The sequence below is a fragment of the Litorimonas cladophorae genome (assembly GCF_014652455.1).
Taxonomy (GTDB): Bacteria; Pseudomonadota; Alphaproteobacteria; order Caulobacterales; family Maricaulaceae; genus Litorimonas; species Litorimonas cladophorae.
On record NZ_BMYV01000001.1, the window covers coordinates 991,406 to 1,014,738 of the forward strand.

The 23,333-nt window shown below is 52.4% G+C and carries 23 protein-coding genes; 10 read left to right on the forward strand and 13 right to left on the reverse strand.

Annotated elements, in window-relative coordinates; genetic code table 11:
* Positions 1-143 precede the first annotated feature (143 nt).
* The gene (locus IE073_RS04800; protein ID WP_189581989.1) at positions 144-1,469 is read left to right on the forward strand and encodes an ABC1 kinase family protein; all 1,326 of its coding nucleotides are present in this window, start codon (positions 144-146) and stop codon (positions 1,467-1,469) included.
* 57 nt (positions 1,470-1,526) lie between these two features.
* On the opposite strand, the gene IE073_RS04805 is transcribed toward IE073_RS04800, so the two are convergent.
* From IE073_RS04805 to IE073_RS04815, 3 genes are read right to left on the reverse strand one after another with little or no spacing between them, the layout of a single operon-like run.
* Positions 1,527-3,347: a DUF885 domain-containing protein gene (locus IE073_RS04805; protein WP_189581992.1), complete on the reverse strand. Its 1,821-nt coding sequence runs from the start codon at positions 3,345-3,347 to the stop codon at positions 1,527-1,529.
* A 57-nt stretch (positions 3,348-3,404) separates the two neighbouring features.
* Positions 3,405-3,854, reverse strand: coding sequence for a DNA polymerase III subunit chi (locus tag IE073_RS04810; RefSeq protein ID WP_189581995.1), 450 nt, complete (start codon positions 3,852-3,854; stop codon positions 3,405-3,407).
* Between the two features lie 5 nt (positions 3,855-3,859).
* Positions 3,860-5,305, reverse strand: coding sequence for a leucyl aminopeptidase (locus tag IE073_RS04815; RefSeq protein WP_189581999.1), 1,446 nt, complete (start codon positions 5,303-5,305; stop codon positions 3,860-3,862).
* 118 nt (positions 5,306-5,423) lie between these two features.
* Between IE073_RS04815 and IE073_RS04820 the strand changes: the two genes are divergently transcribed.
* From IE073_RS04820 to rsmA, 5 genes are all read left to right on the forward strand, one after another.
* On the forward strand, positions 5,424-6,572 hold the full coding sequence (locus IE073_RS04820; RefSeq protein WP_189582002.1) for an LptF/LptG family permease: 1,149 nt from the start codon (positions 5,424-5,426) through the stop codon (positions 6,570-6,572).
* Entirely contained in the window at positions 6,569-7,660 is a 1,092-nt protein-coding gene (locus IE073_RS04825) for an LptF/LptG family permease (protein ID WP_189582005.1), read from the forward strand. Before IE073_RS04820 ends, IE073_RS04825 begins: the two co-directional genes overlap by 4 nt.
* Positions 7,661-7,763: 103 nt before the next feature.
* Positions 7,764-9,005: a peptidylprolyl isomerase gene (locus IE073_RS04830; protein ID WP_189582008.1), complete on the forward strand. Its 1,242-nt coding sequence runs from the start codon at positions 7,764-7,766 to the stop codon at positions 9,003-9,005.
* Positions 9,006-9,033: 28 nt separating this feature from the next.
* Positions 9,034-10,029, forward strand: a complete 996-nt coding sequence (gene pdxA / locus IE073_RS04835) for a 4-hydroxythreonine-4-phosphate dehydrogenase PdxA (protein WP_189582011.1) — start codon at positions 9,034-9,036, stop codon at positions 10,027-10,029.
* Entirely contained in the window at positions 10,029-10,886 is an 858-nt protein-coding gene (rsmA, locus tag IE073_RS04840; protein ID WP_189582014.1) for a 16S rRNA (adenine(1518)-N(6)/adenine(1519)-N(6))-dimethyltransferase RsmA, read from the forward strand. Before pdxA ends, rsmA begins: the two co-directional genes overlap by 1 nt.
* Here rsmA and IE073_RS04845 read toward each other — a convergent pair.
* The 7 genes from IE073_RS04845 to fabD form a co-directional block, all read right to left on the reverse strand.
* Positions 10,883-11,668, reverse strand: a complete 786-nt coding sequence (locus IE073_RS04845) for a hypothetical protein (RefSeq protein WP_189582018.1) — start codon at positions 11,666-11,668, stop codon at positions 10,883-10,885. The two genes, rsmA and IE073_RS04845, sit on opposite strands and share 4 nt — an antisense overlap.
* Positions 11,669-11,714: 46 nt before the next feature.
* The gene (gmk, locus tag IE073_RS04850; protein ID WP_233349823.1) at positions 11,715-12,362 is read right to left on the reverse strand and encodes a guanylate kinase; all 648 of its coding nucleotides are present in this window, start codon (positions 12,360-12,362) and stop codon (positions 11,715-11,717) included.
* A 25-nt stretch (positions 12,363-12,387) separates the two neighbouring features.
* Complete coding sequence (gene mltG / locus IE073_RS04855) at positions 12,388-13,428, reverse strand: endolytic transglycosylase MltG (RefSeq protein WP_189582021.1); 1,041 nt, start codon at positions 13,426-13,428, stop codon at positions 12,388-12,390.
* A 7-nt stretch (positions 13,429-13,435) separates the two neighbouring features.
* Positions 13,436-14,719, reverse strand: coding sequence for a beta-ketoacyl-ACP synthase II (gene fabF, locus IE073_RS04860; protein ID WP_189582024.1), 1,284 nt, complete (start codon positions 14,717-14,719; stop codon positions 13,436-13,438).
* A gap of 12 nt (positions 14,720-14,731) precedes the next feature.
* The gene (locus tag IE073_RS04865; protein ID WP_189582027.1) at positions 14,732-14,968 is read right to left on the reverse strand and encodes an acyl carrier protein; all 237 of its coding nucleotides are present in this window, start codon (positions 14,966-14,968) and stop codon (positions 14,732-14,734) included.
* A gap of 180 nt (positions 14,969-15,148) precedes the next feature.
* Positions 15,149-15,889 carry a 3-oxoacyl-[acyl-carrier-protein] reductase gene (gene fabG / locus IE073_RS04870; protein WP_189582031.1) on the reverse strand — a complete coding sequence of 247 codons (741 nt, stop codon included), beginning with the start codon at positions 15,887-15,889 and terminating at the stop codon, positions 15,149-15,151.
* A 3-nt stretch (positions 15,890-15,892) separates the two neighbouring features.
* Positions 15,893-16,840, reverse strand: a complete 948-nt coding sequence (fabD, locus tag IE073_RS04875; RefSeq protein ID WP_189582034.1) for an ACP S-malonyltransferase — start codon at positions 16,838-16,840, stop codon at positions 15,893-15,895.
* A 196-nt stretch (positions 16,841-17,036) separates the two neighbouring features.
* On the opposite strand from fabD, the gene IE073_RS04880 reads away from it, so the two are divergent.
* From IE073_RS04880 to rplI, 4 genes are all read left to right on the forward strand, one after another.
* On the forward strand, positions 17,037-18,686 hold the full coding sequence (locus IE073_RS04880; RefSeq protein WP_189582037.1) for a coiled-coil domain-containing protein: 1,650 nt from the start codon (positions 17,037-17,039) through the stop codon (positions 18,684-18,686).
* 237 nt (positions 18,687-18,923) lie between these two features.
* Complete coding sequence (gene rpsF / locus IE073_RS04885) at positions 18,924-19,274, forward strand: 30S ribosomal protein S6 (RefSeq protein ID WP_189582040.1); 351 nt, start codon at positions 18,924-18,926, stop codon at positions 19,272-19,274.
* Between the two features lie 3 nt (positions 19,275-19,277).
* Positions 19,278-19,541: a 30S ribosomal protein S18 gene (gene rpsR / locus IE073_RS04890; protein ID WP_189582043.1), complete on the forward strand. Its 264-nt coding sequence runs from the start codon at positions 19,278-19,280 to the stop codon at positions 19,539-19,541.
* A gap of 11 nt (positions 19,542-19,552) precedes the next feature.
* Entirely contained in the window at positions 19,553-20,203 is a 651-nt protein-coding gene (gene rplI / locus IE073_RS04895) for a 50S ribosomal protein L9 (RefSeq protein WP_189582046.1), read from the forward strand.
* 585 nt (positions 20,204-20,788) lie between these two features.
* On the opposite strand, the gene IE073_RS04900 is transcribed toward rplI, so the two are convergent.
* Genes IE073_RS04900 through rimK form a run of 3 tightly spaced genes read right to left on the reverse strand, consistent with a single transcriptional unit; the run spans position 20,789 to position 23,212 of the window.
* A complete protein-coding gene (locus IE073_RS04900) occupies positions 20,789-21,211 on the reverse strand; it encodes a hypothetical protein (RefSeq protein ID WP_189582049.1) in 423 nt (140 codons plus the stop codon).
* A 57-nt stretch (positions 21,212-21,268) separates the two neighbouring features.
* Complete coding sequence (locus IE073_RS04905) at positions 21,269-22,306, reverse strand: succinylglutamate desuccinylase/aspartoacylase family protein (RefSeq protein ID WP_189582052.1); 1,038 nt, start codon at positions 22,304-22,306, stop codon at positions 21,269-21,271.
* Positions 22,307-23,212 carry a 30S ribosomal protein S6--L-glutamate ligase gene (rimK, locus tag IE073_RS04910; RefSeq protein WP_189582055.1) on the reverse strand — a complete coding sequence of 302 codons (906 nt, stop codon included), beginning with the start codon at positions 23,210-23,212 and terminating at the stop codon, positions 22,307-22,309.
* Positions 23,213-23,333 lie beyond the last annotated feature (121 nt).

The following is a 23,333-nucleotide window of genomic DNA, read 5'->3' on the forward strand; positions in this document are numbered from 1 at the left end:
AATACGAAAGCCGCGCCAGCGAGAGTTGGCGGGGCTTTCTCATTTGTAAGCCGACGCATTCAAAAACAGACCCAACTTAAATCATATTCGCGACGTATTTAGCGCTCACGGGTAACGCGCCCAAATTGCGAAAGACGTCCCTTATGCCCCAATCTCCCCAAGACAAAGACGGACGCGCGGTTCCCTCTCGGCGGCTGTCTCGTTTGGCGGGACTTGGTGGTATGGCAGCGAATATTGCGGGAGGGATTGCAATGAATGGCGCAAAGCAACTCGCATCGGGGAAACGGCCACGGGTTTCTGATCTGATTCTCACGCCGTCAAATGCGCTGAAATTGACGAAACAACTCTCGAATATGCGCGGCGCGGCCATGAAAATTGGTCAGATGATTTCCATGGATAGTGGCGACTTTCTGCCCAAGGAACTCGCTGATATTCTCGCAAAATTGCGCTCTGACGCGCAGCACATGCCCCGCGCACAGTTGAGTAAGGTCCTGAGGTCAGAATGGGGAGAAAATTGGGAAAACCAATTCCTATCCTTCGAATATCGTCCCATCGCTGCTGCCTCTATCGGGCAAGTCCAGCGCGCTCATTTGGAAAATGGTGAAACCCTCGCGATTAAAGTGCAATATCCTGGCGTAAGGGAGAGCATCGACAGTGACGTGAAAAACGTCGCTGCACTGCTGTCCATGACAGGTCTCGTACCCGCGACACTGGACGTCAAACCCATCATTGAGGAGGGCCGGCAACAACTCCACCAAGAGGCAGATTATACGCGAGAGGCCGAATACCTTACTCGCTTCGGGGACCTCTTAGCAGACGACGATAACTTTGAAGTCCCCGTATTTTACCCTGAATTCTCAACCGATAAAATTCTTGCTATGTCTTATATTGAGAGCAAGCCTATTGAGGAGTTGATAATTGCGTCACAACAAACCCGTGACCGCGTCATCAGTCTTTTGATTGATCTCACCCTACGCGAATTATTTGAATTTAAGGTCATGCAGACCGATCCAAATTTTGCCAATTATCGCTATAATATAAAATCAGATAAGCTTGTCCTGCTCGATTTCGGCGCAAGCCGCGATATCAGCGATGCATTATCTGCGTCCTATGGGGAAATCATGAGCGCCGCTCTGACGGGAAACACTCAGGATAGTTTTGACGTCGCGGAGCAAATGGGACTTCTACCTTTAAATATGCCCCCTAAAACCAAACATGCGATCATGGACATTCTGCGCCTCGCGATAGAACCGTTGAGCCAAGACGCGCCATTTGACTTTGGTAACAATCAAATCGCGATCGAGATGCGAGATAAAGGCATGGAATTGGCAGGTAATCGCGATCTTTGGCACGTACCGCCCGCCGAGATGATCTTCGTGCAGCGCAAATTTGGCGGTATTCATATGTTGGCGACGCGTCTGCGCGCCTCGGTCAATATCCATGCAGCAATCAAGAAATATGTTGTCTGAAATTGGTGATTTTGTTGACTGAAGGCAAGATCATCACTGCCTCCAGTAAAGACCGAACTATTTCTGTTTCTCGTCGACCACCCAAGCTTTCACGACCTCATCGAGAATACCGAGCGGCATGGCGCCATTCGCCAAGATCAGCTCATTAAAATCACGCAAGTTGAAGTCCTCACCCAGTTCATCCTCTGCATGTTTACGCAAACGGAGAATGGCGAGCTGTCCTGTCTTATAGGCTGTCGCCTGCCCTGGCCAAACGGCGTATCGCTCGATTTCGCGTTCAACATCGCCCGCCGAATTGCCCGTTTTCTCGGCCATATAGTCAATCGCTTCTTCACGGGTCCAGCGTTTGTGATGTAACCCCGTATCGACAACAAGGCGCACAGCGCGAAACATTTCGGCCTGCAAACGGCCTAAGTCTCCCAGGGGGTTATCGTCATACATGCCCATATCATTTGCTGCGAGATATTCAGCATAGAGCGCCCAACCTTCCGTATAGGCCGTGAAGGGACTCATCTTGCGAAGTATTGGAACGTCCTCGATCATTTGCGATCGCGAAATTTGGAAGTGATGCCCTGGCGCAGCTTCGTGATAAAGCAGCGTTGGAAGGGTCCATTTAGGATTATCAACGGGATCCTTAAGGTTGATGTAGAATTGCCCCGGACGAGACCCGTCGAGTGCAGGGCCGCTATAGTAGCCACCGGGCGCACCGTCTTGGGAGTATTCAGGAATTCGTTTAATCTCGAGCGGTTGTGGTGGCAAAGTGACGAAATAATCACCAGCCTTTGCCATGACTTCTTCGTTCAAGCGTTCAAGCTCCGCGATCATGGCGGCTCGGCCCGCATCATTATCAGGATAAATTTGGTCTGCGCGGCTCATCATCGCGGCGACACGTTCGGACAGCGGACCGTCCGTAAGACCTTCACCTTGAAGAATTGCGTCCATTTCTTTTTCAATACGTGCGACTTCGGACAGGCCGATGTTGTGAATTTCGTCGGCCGTCATGTCGGTTGTCGTGTTGGAACGCAGCGCGGTTTTGTAGATTTTCTCACCATTTGGAATCCGCCAAATTCCCGCGTCATGGGTAGCGGACTTTAAGAGGTCTTCATGCAGGGCGATCATGCTTTCATAGCCGGGAATTATGTCGCTCTCCACAAGCGCTTTGACTTCGGCGATCATCTGATTTTTGAAATCATCCGAAAGCCCATCGACTTTCTTGAGGCGCGCCGGAAGTGTCGTCACCAGCGGGTTTTCACTGGCACCGCCGTCTATAAAGCTGCGCATGCCCGTGATGGATTTCTCGAGCACGAAGTCAGGCGCGATCACACCATTATCGGCATATTCACGGACACGGACTTCCATCTCTCCAATCACACGGCCAAATTCAGCGACGCGGGACACATAGCGCTCTGCACTTCTCTTACTCTTGATAACGTGGGTGTCAGTCAGGAATTGCGGCATGTCGACCATCGGGCCGCTCAGCTGGCTCATTGGGTAGCCGCTATATTCAAATTCCTCGCCCGCAATTAAATCATCGAAAAACCACGCCGTAATTTTCCAAGATAGAAGCTCTTGCCCCTCCAATCCGTCTGGACCGTATTTGTCCATGCCAGCACGGGCCTCTTTGAGCTTTTCAAGCGAGATTTCGTCTTGCTCTTTGGTATAACTCCCGAGCTTATCGGAGTGAAAATCGAGAACGGTGTTATCAATCATCCCCATATAGCTCAGCATTTCTGGGCTATCGGCGACCATCTGTAGAGAGGCTTTATTGATGTAATTATTGACGCCGACTGGCGCACCCCAGAACCAGAGATATCCCCCAAACGCGCCAAGTCCGATTAGGCCCGCAGTTCCCAAAGCTGTTTTTCTAATCCATCCCATAGCACTCTCCCTTTGACTTATCGATAATCGATAAGTTTGAGAGACGCAAGGCTTTCGCTAGGCCTTCTTCGTCCAGCGCCCACGATCATCTTGTTGGTAATAGGCCAAACTCGCCCCTTCACTTTTCAATCGCTTCCACCGTTCACGTTCGCGCGCAATGTCGTCTTGCGATCGTCCGTTGATCATAACCATGGCGCGGGAAGCGTCTGCCAGTTCTCTCATTTCCGCGCCATCGATCAGGAACACAGCGTCAAATCCAGCTGCGCTGTCCAGCGTTGCCGTTAGAAGGATGGGCTGGAGGTCGGACTGCGGTTCGTCTTCGCGGCCATGAGGCAAGAAGGAGTCGTCGCGAAACGTCCAGAGCAATTTATCCATCTGCTCTAGCTTGGCAGCGGGCAATTTCACAAGCGCCCGCCAGCCTTTTTGTAAGGTTTTCTCCAACAAGCCTGGCAAGACGCCTTCCAGCGTCGAGGCCTCTAAGTGATAAAACCAATAGTCGGTTGGCAAAGCCGCTAACCTTCGTGATTATCGGCGATCCATCGATTGAGCAATCGCACGCCAAAACCTGTTCCAAAGGTGGGCTGGCGCGGGTCTTTGCTGCCATTGACCATGCCTGTGCCCGCGATATCCAAATGCGCCCAAGGCGTATCTTTACCGACAAAACGTTTGAGGAATTGCGCCGCGGTGATCGATCCCGCCGCACGTCCGCCAATATTTTTCATATCGGCATTCGGGCTGTTGAGCATTTTGTCATAATGATCGTCGAGCGGCAGACGCCACGCCAAATCCGTCGAGGTTTCGCCCGCGTTGGAAATCTGTTTCGCCAAATCATCATCAGGCGTAAACAAGCCGCAATATTTGTCACCCAATGACACAATGATGGCGCCTGTGAGCGTCGCAAGATCAATCATCGCCGCTGGCTTATATTTCGTCACGGCGTAATGCAGCGCATCGGCAAGGACCAAGCGGCCTTCGGCGTCCGTATTTTGCACTTCAATTGTCTGACCCGACATCGAGACAACGATATCGCCTGGAAGTTGGGCTTTACCATCTGGCATATTTTCAACGAGGCCAACAATACCGATGACGTTAGCTTTCGCTTTGCGTGTCGCCAAAGCGCACATTGTGCCGACGACCGCAGCGGAACCGCCCATATCGCCTTTCATATCCCACATATTCGCACCAGGCTTCAGGCTGATGCCACCCGTATCAAAAGTGACACCTTTCCCGACCAGACACGCAGGCGCGTCACCGTCTTTGCCGCCATTCCATTTCATGACAACCAATTGGCTTTCACGCTCGGAGCCAAGACCGACACCCAAAAGAGCGTGCATACCCAGCCTATTCATTTCGGCCTCGCCGAGGATCTCGATCTCAAGGCCGAGCGTCTCTAGGCCTTTGATCCGCTCTGCATAAGCAACGGGATAAATTTCATTTGGCGGTGCGTTGACGAGGTCACGAGCGAGCACGACACCGTCACCAGCGGGACCGTAAAAATTCTCATAAGCGGATTTTGCCGCGTCGGCATTATCGCAAACTACTGTGATAGAATTCAGGTCAGGTTTCTTGGACTTGGTCGCCTTGGATTTATGTTTGTTCCAGATGTAACTGGCCAGACGTGCGCCCAGCGCAGCCCTTGCCGCATCATCCGCCGTGGCATCCGTTCCAGTCAGATGGATTGTCAGCTCTGTTTCACCCGTACCGCGCAAAGATTTCGCGACTTTTGCAGCAGCCATCTCATAGTCGAAAATGTCTTTATCGCCCCGGCCACGCATAATAACGCGTACACCTGATTCGACATATGTGGAAAAGCCATCGTTGGCCTTCCCATGGAAACCTGCGCTTTTGGCGGCGGCCGTTGTTACGGCCTCCTCATAGGCGTGATCAACGCCACTGGCGGAAATCACGAGCGCTGAACCAGATTTAGCGGCTCCCGACTTAGAAAAACTAACTTTCATAAAAATGCCTCAACCTTTGTTTCCCGCACTGGTAAAGCAAGGGTCAGCGTATTAGAAGGGGACAAACTCACGATGGACGTAATTTTGCGTCGCAGAGAACAGGTCGGCGCAACCACTGATGAAACTGCTTCAGCGTTACATTTTCTCGCAAGCACTTTCGCCTGCCGTTTTGTCACTATCTGCGCTCGCTTTGCTGGCACTTTTAACGCAGTCCTTGCAAACGCTCGACCTCATCGTTGAAAATCGGCAAAGCGCGACGACGTTCTTTTACATTACAGTTCTCGCCCTACCCCAACTTATTGGGATCATCCTTCCCTTCGCTGTCTTTATGGCGGCAATTTACGCGCTCAACCGCATGACGAATGATTCGGAACTGGTTGTCGCAAAAGCCACAGGCGTATCGCCATGGTCCATGGGAACGCCCATTATTCGTTTGGGCGTCTATGCGTTGATCCTGCATATGATCATCAATCTCGTGCTTCAGCCCCTGTCTTTCCGGCAAATGCGGTCGCAAATTTTGATGGTGAAAACGGATATCGCGAGCCAAATGGTTCAGGCGGGGCGGTTTGTGACGCCTGCACCGGACCTCACCGTTTATGCGCGAGAGATTTTGCCAGAAGGCGAATTGCGCGACGTTTTGATTCATGATGGACGCGACCCAGAGTCAAAGTCGACACACACTGCCAAAACGGGGCGGTTGCAGCGTTCCACAAACTCCACCTCCCTCATATTGTATAATGGCTCGGTTCAGACGCCGCTGTCAAACGGTGGATTGGATGTCATTGATTTCGAAACCTATCAGCTCGACCTCTCCGATGTGGTAGCTTTGGACAATGTTTTGCGTCTGAAATCGTCGGACAAATTTCTCCATGAACTGCTCCGCCCCGACCCGCGGGATTACATCACGCCAAAATCACGGCGCGAGATGGCGGCAGAGGGACATGCGCGATTGGCCGCCCCACTTTGGAACCTTGCCCTGGTCTTGATTGCATTGGCTTTTATTTTAAGAGGCCAACATTCAAAACTAGGCAATGGTCGTAAGATCGCTGTCTGTGCCGTTACAGGTTTCACCGTTCGACTGATTGGTTTCGCGCTCGCCTCCTCCGCAGAAAGCGACGCGGCCCTGAATCCTGTTCAATATCTCGTACCCATCCTCGTGATCATTGTCTGTGCCAGCTATATCATTACGCGCAAGCGTATTCGCTTCGGACGGAAACGACGTGAGAAGACTTATCGAAATGCTCAGACATTGGCGGAGTCGGCATGATCACGCGCGCAACATTGGGACGCTATATTGCGGGCCGTTCTTTACGGGGAATCGGCTTAGCTTTCCTGATTGTAACGGCCATTATTACGCTGGTTGACTATGTGGAAGGTTCCCGCAACCTCGGCGCAGACGCGGCACTCTCCCCGCTGCAAATGTTGGGGCTAACTGCCCTTAAGGTACCCAAACTGATCGAACAGACTGTGCCTTTTGTTGTCTTATTCGGCGTGATGGGCGCCCTATCAGGTATGAATCGACGGTCAGAATTAACAGTTATGCGCGCAGCTGGCTTATCCGCATGGCGGTTTTTACGCCCTGCCTTAATCGTCGCGGCGTTGATTGGTATATTATGGTCCACCGTCGTGAACCCTGTCGCATCGCGCATGATTGGCGAATATGAGACACGCTCGTCCCAAATCACCGGCAACGTGCAAACCGATGAGATTTGGTTGCGTGAAGGTTCAGATACGGCGCAGCGCGTAATTCAGGCGGGTAGCCTCGACATCCTAGGCAAAAAGCTCAACGCGCCAACCTTCTACGAAATGCGGGTAGAAATCGACGGGACGACCACGTTTGAACGTCGTTTTGATGCAACAACTGCAGTCCTCCTAACACCAGGATACTGGACCTTGGTCGATGTAATCGAGAATGCTCCGGGGGAACCAACAAAGCGAACAGAGCTGATCACGCTTCCCACAAATATTGCGATTGAAGATTTACGGGAACAGTCTGGACAGCGTGTGAGCCCTCCTTTTTGGGAAATTAGAAGCGAAATCGCCGCCAATGAACAAGCTGGATTTTCCGCGAGAGAGCTGCGTCTGCAATTGCACAAGCTCCTGGCTCTCCCTTTCCTGCTGGTCGCGATGACGTTTATTGCGGCGGGCGTCTCCATGCGGTCCGTTCGTTCAGGCGGCACGCTCCGTTTGCTCGTGACAGGCGCTGTCCTCGGCTTTGCCGTGTTTTTCGCCGATAGCGTGATCACGGCTTTTGGTGAGGTTTCCATTCTGCCCGTGGCACTCGCGGCGTGGACAGTCCCAGCGCTTGTTTTATTTCTTGCGATCAGCCATTTGGCCCGTATCGAAGACGGCTGAAGTCTGAACGTAGTTTAATCCTAAAGCGGTCTACAGCGTCCTAAACTTGCGACATTGAAATGTTGGGTTATAAACGCCCCGAACTGAGAAGAAGACGACTCCTATGCGCCTTTTGAAAACGACGGCTATCTCTGCGGCTTTGCTGGCCACGACACTTTTTGTGTCCACACCCGCCTATTCCCAATCGGCTCCGCATGGCATTGCCGCTGTCGTGAATTCTGACATCGTTACAATTCACGATTTGCGTCAACGTGTCCTTTTCATGATGGCTACGACAGGCGCAGAAGCGGATGAGGCCAGCATTCAACGTTTGCAACGTCAGGCCCTACGCAATCTGGTCGACGAACATTTGCAGATGCAAGAAGCCGAAAAATACGAGCAATCGATTTCGGATGAAGAAGTTAACGGCAATGTCGGGCGCCTTCTCTCTCGCAATGGCGCAGACCCGAATGAACTCGTTTCAAGTTTGGCTGCAGCAGGTGTCTCCATCGAAACTCTTCGCGATCAAGTTCGCTCAGAAATCGCCTGGCAACGTATCGTGAATGGACTTTACGGGTCGCGGATTCGTATTTCAGATGCACAGATTGATGAAACACTGAACCAAATCACGGCCAATGCCTCCAAACCCAACTATCGCGTTGCAGAAATCTACATCGAAGCCACTGCTGACATCGGCGGCATGGACGGCGCGATGGAAGGCGCCAACGCCATGATCGCTCAAGTAAAAAGCGGCGCGCCCTTCCCGCTATTGGCGCAGCAATTTTCATCGGCAGCTTCCTCTGCCAAAGGTGGAGATGTTGGCTGGGTCCGCGAAGGTGAACTCCGTCCTGAAATCGATACCGTAATCCGTCAGATGGATCCAGGTAGTGTGTCTCAGCCCATCCAAGTTCCGGGCGGTGTTTACGTGGTTGCTTTGGTCGATAAGAAAATCTCCGAGGCCGACACATTATACAAACTCAAGCAGGTCACCGTCGAAGCGGAAACAGATGTCGCTAAGGCCCGTCTCATTGCGTTACGCGGCGAGCTTTCTGGATGTGAAACGCTTGAAGCCGATGTCTCTTCACTTGATGATGTCTCCTCAACGGATATGGGCGAGTTGAAATCGTCCGATTTGAATGAAAGCATCGTAACCGCACTCGAAAAAACAGATGTCGGCAGCCTATCGGACCCGATCGAACGCCCGACTGGCGCAACATCAATCATGGTTTGTAAACGTGAAACAACTGGCACTGATATTCCGACACGCGACCAAATCGAAGATCGGTTGTTAGATCAGCAACTCGCGCAAGCGTCCAAACGTGCGCTCCGCGATCTTAGACGCCAAGCCACACTCGTTGTCAGATAAACCCACGGCGCAAAGGCCAGAAACATCCGTGCGGCCCCCATTTGCGATAACAATGGGCGACCCCGCCGGAATTGGCCCAGAGATCACGATTAAAGCGTGGGAAGCTCTTAGAGAGCATCCTGAGTTTGCCTTTGCCGTTATCGCACCGCCAATCCATTTTGCCGGCGTGCCCCACCAGCAATTGGATCATATCGGCCAAGCCGCGGGCATATTCAAAGACGCTTTACCCATCCTTCCCATCGAAGGCGGCAAAGCCGTGGCCGGACACCCCAACGCGGCGCATGCGCCAGCAATCCTTGCAAGTATCGAAAAGGCGGTTGAGCTGAGCCTTACAGGTGCATCTTCCGCTGTCGTGACGAACCCTATCGCGAAACATGTTCTCTATGACGCGGGATTCAAATTTCCGGGCCACACTGAATTTTTGGGACATTTGGCGCAAGGCCATGACGCCCCCTATGCTGAGGGCCCCGTGATGATGTTAGCCGCCCAAAATTTGCGCGTCGGATTGGTCACGGTTCACTTGCCACTCAAGACGGCTGCCGCTGAGCTTTCCACAGATTCTATTCTCCGCACGGCTCGCGTAATGCTGGGCGCGCTTCAAACTGACTTTGGCGTTAAAGCGCCTAGATTAGCACTGACGGGTCTAAATCCTCATGCAGGCGAAGATGGAGCGCTGGGCCATGAAGAAATTGAGTTTATTAACCCCGCGGCAGAAATCCTGCGCGCGGAAGGCCATGACGTAACGGATGCCCAACCTGCAGACACCTTGTTTCATGCGAAAGCCAGAGAGGGCTATGACGCAGTACTCGCCATGTACCATGATCAAGGTCTCATTCCGGTGAAAACGTTAGATTTTCATGGTGGTGTGAACATCACCCTTGGCTTACCATTTATCCGAACGAGCCCCGATCACGGCACAGCCTTTAATATAGCGGGTCGCGGCATCGCACGCCCAGACAGCCTGATTGCAGCCATTCGAAAAGCCCATGACATCGCCACAAATCGCCATGGACACCGACCATAATGGATAAGACCATAGACGACATTCGGGACCTCCCTAGCCTCTCTGAGACGGTGAAAGCTCATGACCTGGGCGCAAATAAAAAGCTGGGTCAGCACTTTTTACTGGACATGAATCTAACAGATAAGATCGCCCGTCTGGCGGATCCGCTCAGTGGGTACTCTGTCGCAGAAATCGGACCTGGGCCGGGGGGGCTGACACGCGCGCTTTTATTGCGCGGGGCCGAGAAGGTCGTCGCCATTGAAATGGACGAGCGGTTTATCCCCGCATTAGCGGAAATTGGCGACAGAGCGGATGGACGTTTAGAAATCGCGCAAGGAGACGCCTTGTGCTACAACATCGCAGAAAATTTGGCAGCGCCGCGTAAGATCGTCGCGAATTTGCCATATAACGTCGGAACAAAGATGTTGATCGATTGGGTCACGGCATCGCCCATTTTCTGGGATCAACTGGTCCTGATGTTCCAGCTCGAAGTTGCCGAACGTGTCGTCGCTCAGCCCAGCACGCCGCATTATGGCCGACTGGCTGTCCTTTGCCAGTCTGTCGCGTCTTGTCGTCTGGCATTTGAGGTCCCGGCGCGGGCTTTCACTCCACCGCCCAAGGTGGACAGCGCTGTTGTCGTTTTAGAGCCGCTTGAAACCCCGTTTTCTGATCTGAAAACACTCGGACGCGTGACGCAATCCGCTTTTGGCCAGCGACGTAAAATGCTGCGGAGAAGCCTAAGAAGCCTGGCTGAACAACATGATGTTGTTTTGGAAGATTGGCTGGAAGGTGCGGGTGTCAACCCCCAAGCCCGTCCTGAGATATTACCTGTGTCAGCGTTTCAAAAACTAGCACAAACGCTCAAATCAACAACTTAATGTCCGCTTCGGAGCGCGCGTTGCATTTCGTCGGCATTTAAACCTAACGCCACACCCACATCAGACAGACGTTTAAGTGTGGCTCGGTCTTGGTTGCCGGTATCACTCGCTAAACTGCAGAGGTCCGCAAATAAGGATTGCCCCATACGAGACGACCCGTTCACACTTCGCCAATACCGATGAACCGTTGGTTTTAACTTTGGTCGCCCCCGCATACCAGCGGCCAATTTGTGAAACGCGCGTTGTCGACGGCCAGTACCCAAGCGTAGGCTGGATTCTAGCCGTGACATCATGAGCGCGCCGCGATCTTCAAAGGCAAAATAGGAAAGCCGGATCAGGGTCTCCGTGCGCAAGTCCAAATCTGATGTGAGGTATTCTGTCGAAACGCCCACCAAGGCCGCGGGAACAGCTTTCTTTTGTCCGGTGCTATTCTGACAGCGCTGCCCCATTTTGGCCTCTGGCGTCGGCGCTGACTGCGGATGAAGTCTGATCCAGAGGCTTTTAGCGACACCTTCAACGAGAAGCTGCGCCAATAAAGCCGCGGTCGACCCTAATACAAACCAAAACAGATGTGTAGCGACGCTCGAGACAGCGAGAAAAACGATCACACGATCTAGCCGAGCGGCATCGCCTTGATATAGCGCAATAAGTGTCGCCAGTGCGGCCAGATAAACCAATGTTCGGATGGTCATCATGTCGCCACGAGAGCCATCGGCCAACAACCCAGATAGGGTTGAGGTAACCGCAAACCCCAGAATAATGGCGAATCCAATCTCAATCATGGACTGGCCTTAGATGAAAAGGGTTTGCGTCTAATTAAGCAGGAGTTTACCCGCCATTCACCAAAGTTTTGACAAAGCCGCCAAGCCACATTTGACGGCGTCGGCGCATGCGTTCGGCCGCCACAATTGTTTGGAGCTCCGCAAGCGCAGTTTCGACGTCTTCATTCACGATCACATAGTCATATTCCGCCCAATGACTGATTTCATTTTCGGACTTACTCATGCGTTTCGCGATCACTGCGTCGCTGTCTTGGGCGCGTGTGCGCAAACGTTGTTCTAGCTCTCTCATATTTGGGGGAAGGATAAATATTTTCACCAAATCGTCTGCCGCAGCTTGGGTCAATTGTTGGGCGCCCTGCCAATCAATATCAAATACAACGTCTTGTGCGCGCGATAGAGCCTCTTCCACCGGCCCGCGGGGCGTTGCGTAGAAATTGTCGAAGACCTTGGCGTGCTCGAGAAATTCACCTTGAGTTTCAAGCTCGGCAAAGCGCTCTTTCGTCACAAAAAAATAGTCGATCCCGTCGCGCTCACCCGAGCGTGGTGAGCGCGTGGTTGCGGAGACGCTCATGGCCATATTTGGATTATCGGCCAACAATCGACGTGTGAGCGTGGTTTTCCCTGCGCCACTGGGTGACGAAAGAACAACCATCAACCCACGACGGTCATTTTTCAGCTCGTCCAAGTTACTCATGTGAATTCTCTCGTAGCGTCATAGCTTAGCGAAGCCCCCTCTGGCGCTGTATTTTACGCCATTTTGCAACATTGCGCTCATGCTCAGCTAGCGTTTTAGCAAAGGCGTGTCCGCCTGTGCCGTCCGCTACAAAAAACAACGCATCTGTCTCGGCCGGGTTTAAAACCGCCAAAATCGCATCAGCGCCAGGATTGCAAATTGGTGTCTTTGGCAAAGCAGGAATTTGATAAGTATTCCAATCTGTCCGCCGATCAATTTCAGACCGACGGATGCGCCGGCCCAAAGGTTCGCCTTGGGTGATCCCGTAAATGATAGTTGGGTCGGATTGCAACTTCATGCCCTTGCGCAATCGGTTGGTGAACACACCCGCGACCATGCCGCGTTCCATCCCAATGCCCGTTTCTTTCTCGACCACCGAGGCTAAAATGATGGCCTCTGCTTTCGTCTTTACGGGGATCGTCGGGTCACGTTTTTCCCACGCGCCATCCAACAGCTGTTTTTGCGCCAACATCATCTTTTGCAGTAGTTGTGATTGGGTCATCCCTCGCGGTGTGAGGTAGGTTTCAGGTAGGAGCGTGCCTTCCGCAGGAACGGGAGGATCATCGTCAATTAAGGTTTCGATATCATCCAAAGCGCGGACAATCATTGACGAGGTCAGGCCCTCTGCTGCCGTAAACGGGTACAGAACAGCTTTGCCATTTGCCAAACCTTCATAGACCGCTGACATCGACATATTCTTTGATAAGTAAAACTCACCTGCTTTAAAATTTGCTTCATTGCCACGGAGTTTAGTCACGACCTTAAATACAAATTCACTGTCAATAAACTGTTCTTTTTCAAGGCGCTTGGCGATTGAGCTTAAGCCAGCGCCTTTGGGAACAACAAAGGCTATTTGATCAGAAGAGCCATCTAATGCGCGTTCATATTTATAATTTATCGCCGCGTAACCCGCGAGCGCCAAGCCACCAAAAAAGGTAATAAACGCCGTTAATGCGATCAACGTTAGAGCACGCTTGTCACGCTTACGCAGCTTCGGTTGATCCGAGTTTTTATCAGAACGGGCCACGGCCCGGCTATTCCGCTTCGGTGAAAATCAAAGCTGCATTCGTTCCACCAAACCCAAAGGAGTTGGATAGAACAGCCTTACCTTCAAATGCTTTCGCTTTTAATGGCACCAAATCAATCTCTGTCTCTACGTTGGAATTTTCCAAATTGAGAGTCGGCGGCGCAATCTTATCGCGCAAAGCCAGAATTGAGAAAATAGCTTCGATAGCGCCCGCCGCACCAAGCAAATGCCCAGTTGAAGATTTTGTCGACGACATTTTTACATTCGGCGCATGATCACCGAGTAAACGCTCTACGGCGCGAACTTCTAACTCGTCGCCCATTGGTGTGGACGTTCCATGTGCATTTACATACCCTATATCGGACGGTTTTAGGCCGGACTTTTTCAACGCCATTTTCATAGCACGATAGCCGCCTTCGCCCTCAGGTGCGGGGCTTGTGATATGATAGGCGTCCCCCGACATGCCGTAGCCGACAAGTTCCGCCAAAATATTCGCACCGCGCGCTTTTGCGCTGTCATAATCTTCCAAGACCACGACGCCCGCGCCCTCACCCATCAGAAATCCATCTCGGCCTTCGTCATAGGGACGAGAAGCTTTCTCTGGCATATCATTATATGCCGTTGTCATCGCGCGGCAGGCTACGAAACCCGCAATACCGAGGCGGGTAATGGAAGCTTCGCCCCCGCCCGCGACCATCATATCGGCATCACCACAGGCGATAATGCGAGCCGCATCCCCAATTGCATGCGCACCTGTCGCGCAGGCCGTCGCCACAGCGCTGTTTGGCCCTTTCAGGCCGTGACGCATTGAGACTTGCCCAGAAGAGAGGTTGATCAACATAGCTGGGACAACAAATGGAGATAAACGACGCGGCCCGCGTTCCTTCAAAAGAATTGAGGCGTCATAAGTACTTTGCAGGCCACCAATGCCGGAACCTAGCACAACGCCAGCACGCTCAGCTTGTTCTGTCGACTGCGCTTCCCAACCCGAATGAGCGATCGCTTCGTCGGCGGCAGCAATTGTGTAGAGAATAAAATCGTCAATGCGCTTGCGGTCTCGCGCGCTCATGACGGTATCAGGGTCAAAGACGCCTGACATTTCGGGGGAGCCACCTGCGCGACCATCAACCCGAGGAATGACGGCAGCGACCTTACATGCAAGGTCGTTGACGTCGAAATGTTCAATGCGGGAGGCTCCAGACTTGCCAGAGCGTAAATTATCCCACGCTGCGGACACGCCGCAGCCGACGGGTGTAACGAGGCCTAGACCTGTAACAACAACCCGTCTCATCCTAGGCGAAACCTAGCCGACTTTTTCGGAAATGAATTTCACAGCGTCGCCGACAGTTTGGATATGCTCTGCCGCGTCATCTGGAATTTCGATATCGAATTCTTCTTCAAAGGCCATAACTAGCTCGACAGTGTCAAGTGAGTCAGCGCCTAGGTCATCAATGAAGTGAGCGTTGTTTGTTACTTTGGCTTCTTCAGCGTCTAGATGCTCAACAACCATCTTCTTCACGCGCTCGAGTACGTCTGACATATGTATTCCTTTAGTCATTGCCGGATAATCAGTTTCCGGCGGTTACTGGCACGAGATGGGACAATCTGCCCCGAATTCAACCCCTATGCCCTGTTGATAGGCGATCTAGCATAGGGAAAGGGACGTGCCTAGAGATTTAAAACCTCAGCCGCAGAGCCCGTTACCCTCGCAAAAACGCTTTTAAATCATAGCCATACCGCCGTTGATGTGCAGGGTCTGCCCTGTCACATAGGCGGCTTCATCCGACGCTAAATAAAGTGCGCCCGCCGCGATATCGGCACCCTCACCTAATTTGGCGGCCGGGATTCGGGACAATGTCGCCTCTTTTTGCGCGTCATTTAGGGCGTCAGTCATCGGCGACCGGATAAATCCAGGTGCAATACAGTTCACGGTGATGCCGCGCGAGGCGACTTCTTGGGCTAGGGATTTTGAAAAACCGATCATGCCAGCTTTGGACGCTGCGTAATTGGTTTGGCCAGGATTACCTGTCACGCCAACGATTGAGGTGATTCCGATGATACGCCCTGAACGGGCCTTCATCATGGGACGCAAACACGCTTTGGTCAGACGAAAATAGCTTTCGAGATTAATCCTGATAACATCATCAAAATCGGCCTGTTTCATCCGCATCAACAAACCGTCGCGCGTGATACCCGCATTTGCTACAAGAATGTCCAACGGGCCACCTAAAGCCTCGGCCGCTTGCGCAGGCAAGGCATCAACAGCCTCGCCATCAGACAAGTTACAGGGGGTGACAGCGACCCGCTCGCCCAGCTCGGCAGCTAAACCCTCTAACTTTTCGGCGCGCGTGCCCGAGAGCGCGACATGCGCCCCCTGTTTGTGTAGCAAGCGAGCGATTTCGCCGCCCAAACCACCCGTCGCACCAGTCACCAGCGCACGTTTTCCTGTCAGATCGAACATGATTTACCCTTTAATCAGCTTTGCAAAGGCTTCCAGCGCCTCTGGTGTGTCCAGTTGATGGCCATTTAGACCTTTAACAATTCGGCGCAGCATGACGGTAAGGACTTTACCACAACCTGGCTCGGCGAATGTGTCAATATTCCCCTCGCTCGCCATCCATTCAACACTTTCGCGCCAACGCACACGACCTGTGACTTGCTTGACCAAATCTTGTCGTAGATCATCGGGGTCGGTGACGGGGCGCGCTTGGATGTTATTAACGACAGGCACCAATGGCGGCAGCACAGTATAATTCCCCAATGCGGTGTCCATCGCGTCCGCAGCATGTTTCATCATATCGCAATGAAAGGGTGCGGAGACATTAAGCATCATCGCTTTTTTGACGCCCGCATCCCGCGCGGCTTGAGCGGCGGCTTCCACAGCAGCTTTCTCTCCTGAAATCACGATTTGCCCCGTCGCATTATCATTTGCGATCTGGACGATACCCAGCTTGGATCCCTCAACACAGGCCGCTTCCGCATCTTCAACACTAGCACCAAGAAGCGCGGCCATAGCGCCAGCCCCGACGGGTACGGAAGATTGCATTGCTTCGCCGCGTATACGCAACAGCTTGGCTGTGTCGGAGGTCGAGATCGACTGTGCGGCTGCCAGTGCGGAATATTCTCCCAGACTGTGTCCCGCGACGAAGGCGGCGTCGGTAACTTTCACGCCAAACTCAGTCTCTAGCGCTTTCATGGCCGCCAGTGAGCAGGCCATCAAGGCAGGCTGAGTGTTGGCAGTGAGCGTTAGCTCATCTGCCGTACCGGCCCACATTAGCGTCGACAATTTTTGATCTAGTGCCGAATCGACTTCGTCGAAAACAGCTTTTGCCGAGGGAAAGGCGTCCGCCAAAGCCTGCCCCATTCCAATGTATTGGCTGCCCTGACCGGGGAAAATAAATGCAAACGACATGATGCGTCCTTTTTTACCGTTTCGCCGCGCAAGCTAGGCCTTCTTTTCGCAAGGTCAATCACGATTGAAGGTCTATCCGAATTTGGTAGTTGAAAACTCAAGTTAAACCCGTTGTTTAATCACGCATTTTAAATTCTCGTTAACTATGATTAATTAGCCACGCAGAGGGTTGGAAATTGATTCGAGAGTGGCGGGTATGGCGTTTTTTCGCAAGAAACAGCAGAACATGGAAACAAGTTCAGATCGACGCGCAAAGGCGCTAGACGCTGACAATCAAGCGAAATGGGACGAACTGGAGCGCCTCGTCAGCGCCAAGTCTGAACGACCCGAAGCTGAGCCATCTGCGATCGCAACGACACCACAAGACGATTTATCCTATCGCAGTGAGACCGCTTCAACCCCGAGCCCTAAATTTGGCGGACATGACCTGCGTGAAACAGACACTTCTGTTTTTGCTTCAGATCTGAAAGTCGATATGCCTGCCGACTCCACATATTTGGACGTCACGCCAGACGTATCAATTCCGGAACCCACACAATATGCGCGCCCATCTTTTGAAGCGATGATGCCGTCTGAGGCATTTAAAGCGCCGACGACTGAAGCCCGCACCGCTTCAGTGGAAAACATCCAAGCCAGAGCAGAATCGATATCAGAACCATCAACGGATGCATCTGAAAGCTTTACGCCGCCACCACCGCCGGTGCGCCGCCCTGAGCGTGCCGACATTGGTGCCATGCGTTTAGACGTTGCGCGCATCTCTGCGGATATCCAAAGCGGCGAAGAACTCTATCGTCGTGCGCAGCAGCGGATCGAAAACCTCACCAGTTTTGTCGAACGCGCGGAAGTTGACTTTTCCATGCTTAATCGGCTGGAGCCTGAAAACCGCCGTTTAAAAGCCCGCAATCGCACATTAGAGCGCGAAATCGATGCTAATGCGCAGAAGATCGAGGTTCTCCGCGCAGACCTGAAGGATCAGGAAAATCGACTAGCCGAAAAGTCCCGCGTTTACGAAACTGCGGCTGGTAGGCTGGCTGTCGTGCAAAAGTCTTTGCAGGAATATGAGCGCGCCCTCAAAACGAGCCGCGAAAGTTCAGACCGTAACTCGCTGAACGCTGAACGCCTCCAAACCTCTTTAGACGTTGAACGACGCGAGAACGAAGTGCTTCGCGACCGCCTTTCTACCGTTGTCGGAGAAATGGACAGCAAGCAGACAGCTTATATTGAAGCTAAAAAAATCGCCGATAGCCTCGCGCAAGATTGCGCAGATTTCCGCCATCAATCTGAAACAGCAGAAAAAGACGCAGACGCATTGCGCAAAGCGCTCGCCACGGCGCAAACGCAAAACAATGCAATGAAAGCTGAGATGATGGGTATGCATGAAGACATTCGTGCGTTCAAAACCCAGTCCGAATTCACAATTATTAGCCGTGAAGACGAAATGACCGCCTTGCAACAGCAGGTCGATCAACTTTCCAAGCAACTACAGATTAAAGATGAAATCGTCCGCAACGCCGCGCGCGATGTTCAAGAGCTCCGAAAAATCAGAACGGCGCAAGATCTTGAGCGCGAACGCCTTGAAGCCCACATCCAGACACAGGCTTACCAGCTTGAGCAGGCCAGTTCGGATCTGCTGCAGACCAAACAGGATGTGACCGATTTTGACCGACGCTATCGCGATGTTGCCACAGCCCTATCCGTTTCCCAGGCGCGCCGTATGTCGAATGAGCCCGCCGCTCAGCCGGACATCCAGCCGCATGTGCCAGACGAGTTCGACGATCTTTCGACCGAAGATATCGAAGACCGCATTATGGACTTTCGCTTAGGCCTACGTAACGAAATCACATAATCCGCAACCCCTGCAGATATGGCGGCGTCAACGAGCGCATGAGCTATCGCCAAGACGCCGCATAAACTCTCAATCCAGCGGAAGTTTCTGCTTGCGATCCGTCCCGCCTTTCTCTATTCGCGCGGCTTCACTGGATAACGGTGGAGTCTGGAATGATCCAGATCGCTCCATCCATCAGATGAATGCCCCACCTTCTCGGGCACATCTGCCGTTATCCCAAGTCTGAAGGACTATTGAATGTCTCTTTATGAGCATGTCGTGATCACACGACCAGACGTATCTTCGAGCGCCGTCGAAGAATTCGTCCAAAACCTAGCCACCAAAATCGAAAATATGGGCGGCACTGTCGAAGGCGCTGAATATTGGGGTCTCCGCAACCTTGCTTACCGCATGAATAAGAACCGTAAGGCGCATTATTCACTGTTGAAAGTGAACGCGCATTCCGACGTCATCCACGAAATCGAGCGCACGCACCGCATCAACGAAGATATTCTTCGCTATATGTCGATCCGCGTTGACGAGTTCAACGAAGACCCATCCCCAATCCTGAAGAAGCGCGAAGAGCGCAAGCGTAGAGATCGGAACTAGATCATGGCCGCAAAAGACTCCATCAAAATTGAGAACCTCCCTTCCCGCTCCGGCTTCCGCCGTCGTCGTAAGGTCTGTCCGTTCTCTGGCGACAATGGCATCAAGATCGATTATAAAGATCCTAAGATGTTGCAGCGCTACATGTCCGAAAAAGGCAAAATCGCGCCAGCTCGTATTACGGCTGTCACACATAAGAAACAGCGTGAGCTGGCAAAAGCCATCAAACGCGCACGCTTCTTGGGCCTTCTGCCCTATGAAGTGAAGTAAGGAGAACGACCATGGAAGTGATCCTACTCGAACGTATCGAAAAGCTCGGAAACATGGGCGACGTTGTTAACGTCAAACCTGGTTTCGGCCGCAACTTCTTGCTTCCGCAAGAAAAAGCCCTTCGTGCAACAAAAGCTAACCTCGCCCGCTTTGAAGCTGAGCGTGAGTATCTTGAGCAACGCAACGCAGAAAACCGCGCTGCGGCGATGACAGATGGTGAAAAACTGAACGGAACCTCCGTAACGTTGATCCGCAAAGCTGGCGATACAGGCAACCTTTACGGCTCTGTTTCTGCACGCGACATCGCTGAGCACCTCGAAGACAAAGGCGTTAAGCGCAACATGATCGTATTGGAAAACCCGATCAAGACGCTTGGCCTACATGACGTAAACGTCAAACTTCACCCTGAAGTTATCGTTTCCGTCCAAGTCAACGTGGCCCGTTCAGAAGACGAAGCCGAACGTCAAGCCAAAGGCGAAGACGTTGTTGCTGTCGCACTCGCTGAAGAAAAAGCTGACATCGAAGAAGCAAACCGCGAGCGGTCTGCCAACGCTGTGTCTATGTTTGAAGGCGACGGCCCCGGTGAAGATTTCGGTAGCGACCAGCCTATGGCTGACGCGCCTGCCGAAGACGCCCCTGCAGCTCCTGCTGCGGACGCTTAATCGCACCGCTCGGTTAACACCGACCCTAAATTTAACCCTGCCTTGTGTTCTCACGAGGCAGGGTTTTTTGTATCTGGATGTGACCCAATAGGGTGCAGGCAAGCGTCATCGCTCATAGCCCCCGTTGAAACTTTGGTTTCAACAAGAGGAACTACCGAATTATGCGATGCCTCAATAGAATGGGACGTCCGCGTGGCCGATACTCGCGACGGAGTACCGAGTTAGAAAAAAGTGTTTTACGCGAAGATCAGCAACGCGGCAGCGGTTTTTGGTGAAACGGTAACGGCTGATCATAGTTACACGTCGGAGCCTGCCTTCCAGACCCAGACACGCAATGTCGTGCGCTCGCTTCAAAAGGCCCGGCACAGATTTGGCTCTCATTGTGCATTTCGCAAACGCGATTTACACAGCCAAATTGCTCAACCCCACCGTCCTCCGAACCAGAAGGTGAGCTCCTACCTGTCCCGTGTCCGAAAGAACCATTTAAACATAGGGGTAAAATGGAGAGCGGGGAGCAGTCTATTAAAGGTGACGTTAAGAGACTGAAACGGAACACCTTATTCTTCGGCAAACTGCGGAGAGGCTCTAAGGTTCGCCAATATCGATTCTTACTCCGTTAATCTCAAACAGATCTTTGTATGAGACTATTTTCCCGACCAGTTGATCGCCCTTACAGCTGACTTTGTAATGAATTGGGATAATTTCAGGATATTTAGGTTTTAAACAATGCCTGAACACCACCACATCATTGTCGACATCATTTAAATACCCAATCGAACAATCACGACCTTTGTTGTCCGTAAATATCGCAGCTCTAGGTCTATCGATTTTGAAGATTAGTTTTACAGGATAGGGTGGGTTTTGGGTGTAAGCATGCCAAGGCGTATAATTTTCGTCCTTCAGCATTTCGATAGACCAAGTTCCCGCGCACTCTTGATCAGGCTTTGCATGAGCGGCAGCTCCAAAAAGCGGTAATGATAAAATCAACACGGTTGCGGGTAGTCTCATCGGTAAGTTTTGATCCAATAGAAAATCTTGTTATTGTGCACCTCATTGCGAGAAACCCTAAACAATTTCAATCCCGTCAAAAAGTGGGTCGCGTTCGGCGTTGTCTACGCGGTTTTCGATTGTGGTTTCTGCGTCTTCTAGATCATCGACGCGGGCAATGTGAAATAGGGCGTCGCCGCGATTGACGATGGGCAAATTTGTTCGACCGATGATGACGCCAGAATATTTGGCGATCACGTCTTCTTCGATCTCTCCTAATGGCCCGGAAATACTGGCAATAACTGCGCCTTTTTTGACACCATCGCCCAAACTATAGGCCGCGCGCATAAGGCCCGACATGGGCGCGCGGAGCCAATGGCTGGAGTCGGGCTGGATCGGATCGATGGCGGATTTCTTGGGCTTGAGTTTCGGCAGCATCGCAATGTTTCGCATGACGCCCAAGACACCCTTTACGCCGATACGAATGGCGGTCTCGTTGAACCGTAGCGCCTCGCCCGCTTCATAGAGCAACATGTTACAGCCGACGCCTTGCGCCGCTTCGCGCAAAGACCCATCGCGAAGGTTTGAGTTTAACATCACAGACGCGCCAAAGGCGGTCGCCATGTCTTTGACGATTGGGTCATCAAGGTTGGCGCGAATTTGCGGTAAGTTTTCGCGATGAATTGCGCCAGAGTGAAGGTCGACGCCGAAATCGCATTTCGAGACGATTTCCTGCATGAACGTATAGGCGAGCTGAGAGGCCGGCGAGCCTGTCTCAAAGCCCGGAAACACGCGGTTTAGGTCACGGCGATCAGGCAGATAACGCGACATGCCCAGAAACCCGTAACTATTGACAACGGGAATAAGGATGAGCGTGCCTTTGAGTTTCGACAACATTTTCATGCGGGAAATGCGGCGGATGATTTCTACGCCAATGATTTCATCACCGTGGATAGCAGCACTGACAAAGAGCGTCGGCCCCTCGCCTTTGCCATGCACAACCAAAGCCTTAAGCATCATGTCCGTGTGATCGGCCAAGCGACTGATTGGGATCAGAACGGTTTCGCGTGTCCCCGGCTTTACGGACGAATTGCCAATCTCAAAGGCAGGACGCATTTAGCCTTTTCCTCGCGTATTTGTCTTGCCGGGTTTGGCGTTTTTCTCAATGAATTCGATGATCTGGTCAGCAACATCGATATTGGTCGCTTTCTCGATCCCCTCCAAGCCGGGCGAAGAATTGACTTCCATCACCACAGGACCGCGGGCGGAGCGAAGTAAATCCACACCGCAGACATTTAGCCCCATGGCTTTGGCTGACATGACGGCCGTTTCGCGCTCTTTTGGTGTGATCTTGATCGATTTGGCGGAACCCCCGCGATGGAGGTTAGAGCGGAATTCGCCTTCCTCACCCTTACGCAGCATCGCCGCGACGACTTTACCGCCGATCACCAAGCAGCGGACATCTTCGCCGCCCGCTTCCTTGATGAATTCCTGCACGAGAATGTTGCTGCCCACGCCGCCAAAGGCTTCGATGATGCTCTCCGCTGCGCGGTCTGTGTCGCTCAACATGACACCGATGCCTTGCGTGCCTTCGATCAATTTGATGACGACCGGTGCGCCGCCCAAGCGCTCAACAATCTGGCGCGGCTTGTTAATTTTATGCGCGAAAATTGTACGCGGCAGGCCGATGCCGCGCTTGCTGAGCAATTGCAGGCTGCGCAGCTTGTCCCGAGAGCGCGTGATGGCAACCGATTCATTGACGGGATAGGCGCCCATGACTTCGAACTGACGCAATACCGCCGTACCGTAAAATGTGACCGACGCGCCAATACGCGGAATGACGGCATCATAATGCGGCAAAGGTTTGCCATTATAAACGACATTTGGTTCGCCCGATGCGACATCAATCAAACATTTCAAATGATCGATCACATCCATCGTGTGGCCGCGTTTTTCGGCCGCCTCCACAAGGCGTTTATGCGAGTAGAGCCGTGGGTTACGGCAGAGTAAAGCAAGTTTCATAGGGGTCTCCATCTCTACATAATATCACGCTATTTTTTTTATCTTGCATCCTAAATCGCGCGGTCATCAGTTATCTTTGCTCACAGCGAGAAGCCAAAGTGCGGCAAATCCCGCCTGCAAT

Excerpts from the sequence above, each read along its gene's own strand:
- fabD (WP_189582034.1), bottom strand. The coding sequence starts at position 16,840 with ATGTCGTTTGCATTTATTTTCCCCGGTCAGGGCAGCCAATACATTGGA.
- IE073_RS04880 (WP_189582037.1), top strand. The coding sequence starts at position 17,037 with ATGGCGTTTTTTCGCAAGAAACAGCAGAACATGGAAACAAGTTCAGAT.
- gmk (WP_233349823.1), bottom strand. The coding sequence starts at position 12,362 with ATGAGTAACTTGGACGAGCTGAAAAATGACCGTCGTGGGTTGATGGTT.
- fabF (WP_189582024.1), bottom strand. The coding sequence starts at position 14,719 with ATGAGACGGGTTGTTGTTACAGGTCTAGGCCTCGTTACACCCGTCGGC.
- IE073_RS04830 (WP_189582008.1), top strand. The coding sequence starts at position 7,764 with ATGCGCCTTTTGAAAACGACGGCTATCTCTGCGGCTTTGCTGGCCACG.
- fabG (WP_189582031.1), bottom strand. The coding sequence starts at position 15,889 with ATGTTCGATCTGACAGGAAAACGTGCGCTGGTGACTGGTGCGACGGGT.
- IE073_RS04820 (WP_189582002.1), top strand. The coding sequence starts at position 5,424 with ATGAAACTGCTTCAGCGTTACATTTTCTCGCAAGCACTTTCGCCTGCC.
- rsmA (WP_189582014.1), top strand. The coding sequence starts at position 10,029 with ATGGATAAGACCATAGACGACATTCGGGACCTCCCTAGCCTCTCTGAG.
- rplI (WP_189582046.1), top strand. The coding sequence starts at position 19,553 with ATGGAAGTGATCCTACTCGAACGTATCGAAAAGCTCGGAAACATGGGC.
- IE073_RS04900 (WP_189582049.1), bottom strand. The coding sequence starts at position 21,211 with ATGAGACTACCCGCAACCGTGTTGATTTTATCATTACCGCTTTTTGGA.
- rpsF (WP_189582040.1), top strand. The coding sequence starts at position 18,924 with ATGTCTCTTTATGAGCATGTCGTGATCACACGACCAGACGTATCTTCG.
- IE073_RS04865 (WP_189582027.1), bottom strand. The coding sequence starts at position 14,968 with ATGTCAGACGTACTCGAGCGCGTGAAGAAGATGGTTGTTGAGCATCTA.
- IE073_RS04845 (WP_189582018.1), bottom strand. The coding sequence starts at position 11,668 with ATGATTGAGATTGGATTCGCCATTATTCTGGGGTTTGCGGTTACCTCA.
- IE073_RS04815 (WP_189581999.1), bottom strand. The coding sequence starts at position 5,305 with ATGAAAGTTAGTTTTTCTAAGTCGGGAGCCGCTAAATCTGGTTCAGCG.
- IE073_RS04805 (WP_189581992.1), bottom strand. The coding sequence starts at position 3,347 with ATGGGATGGATTAGAAAAACAGCTTTGGGAACTGCGGGCCTAATCGGA.
- rimK (WP_189582055.1), bottom strand. The coding sequence starts at position 23,212 with ATGAAACTTGCTTTACTCTGCCGTAACCCACGGCTCTACTCGCATAAA.
- IE073_RS04800 (WP_189581989.1), top strand. The coding sequence starts at position 144 with ATGCCCCAATCTCCCCAAGACAAAGACGGACGCGCGGTTCCCTCTCGG.
- IE073_RS04905 (WP_189582052.1), bottom strand. The coding sequence starts at position 22,306 with ATGCGTCCTGCCTTTGAGATTGGCAATTCGTCCGTAAAGCCGGGGACA.
- rpsR (WP_189582043.1), top strand. The coding sequence starts at position 19,278 with ATGGCCGCAAAAGACTCCATCAAAATTGAGAACCTCCCTTCCCGCTCC.
- IE073_RS04825 (WP_189582005.1), top strand. The coding sequence starts at position 6,569 with ATGATCACGCGCGCAACATTGGGACGCTATATTGCGGGCCGTTCTTTA.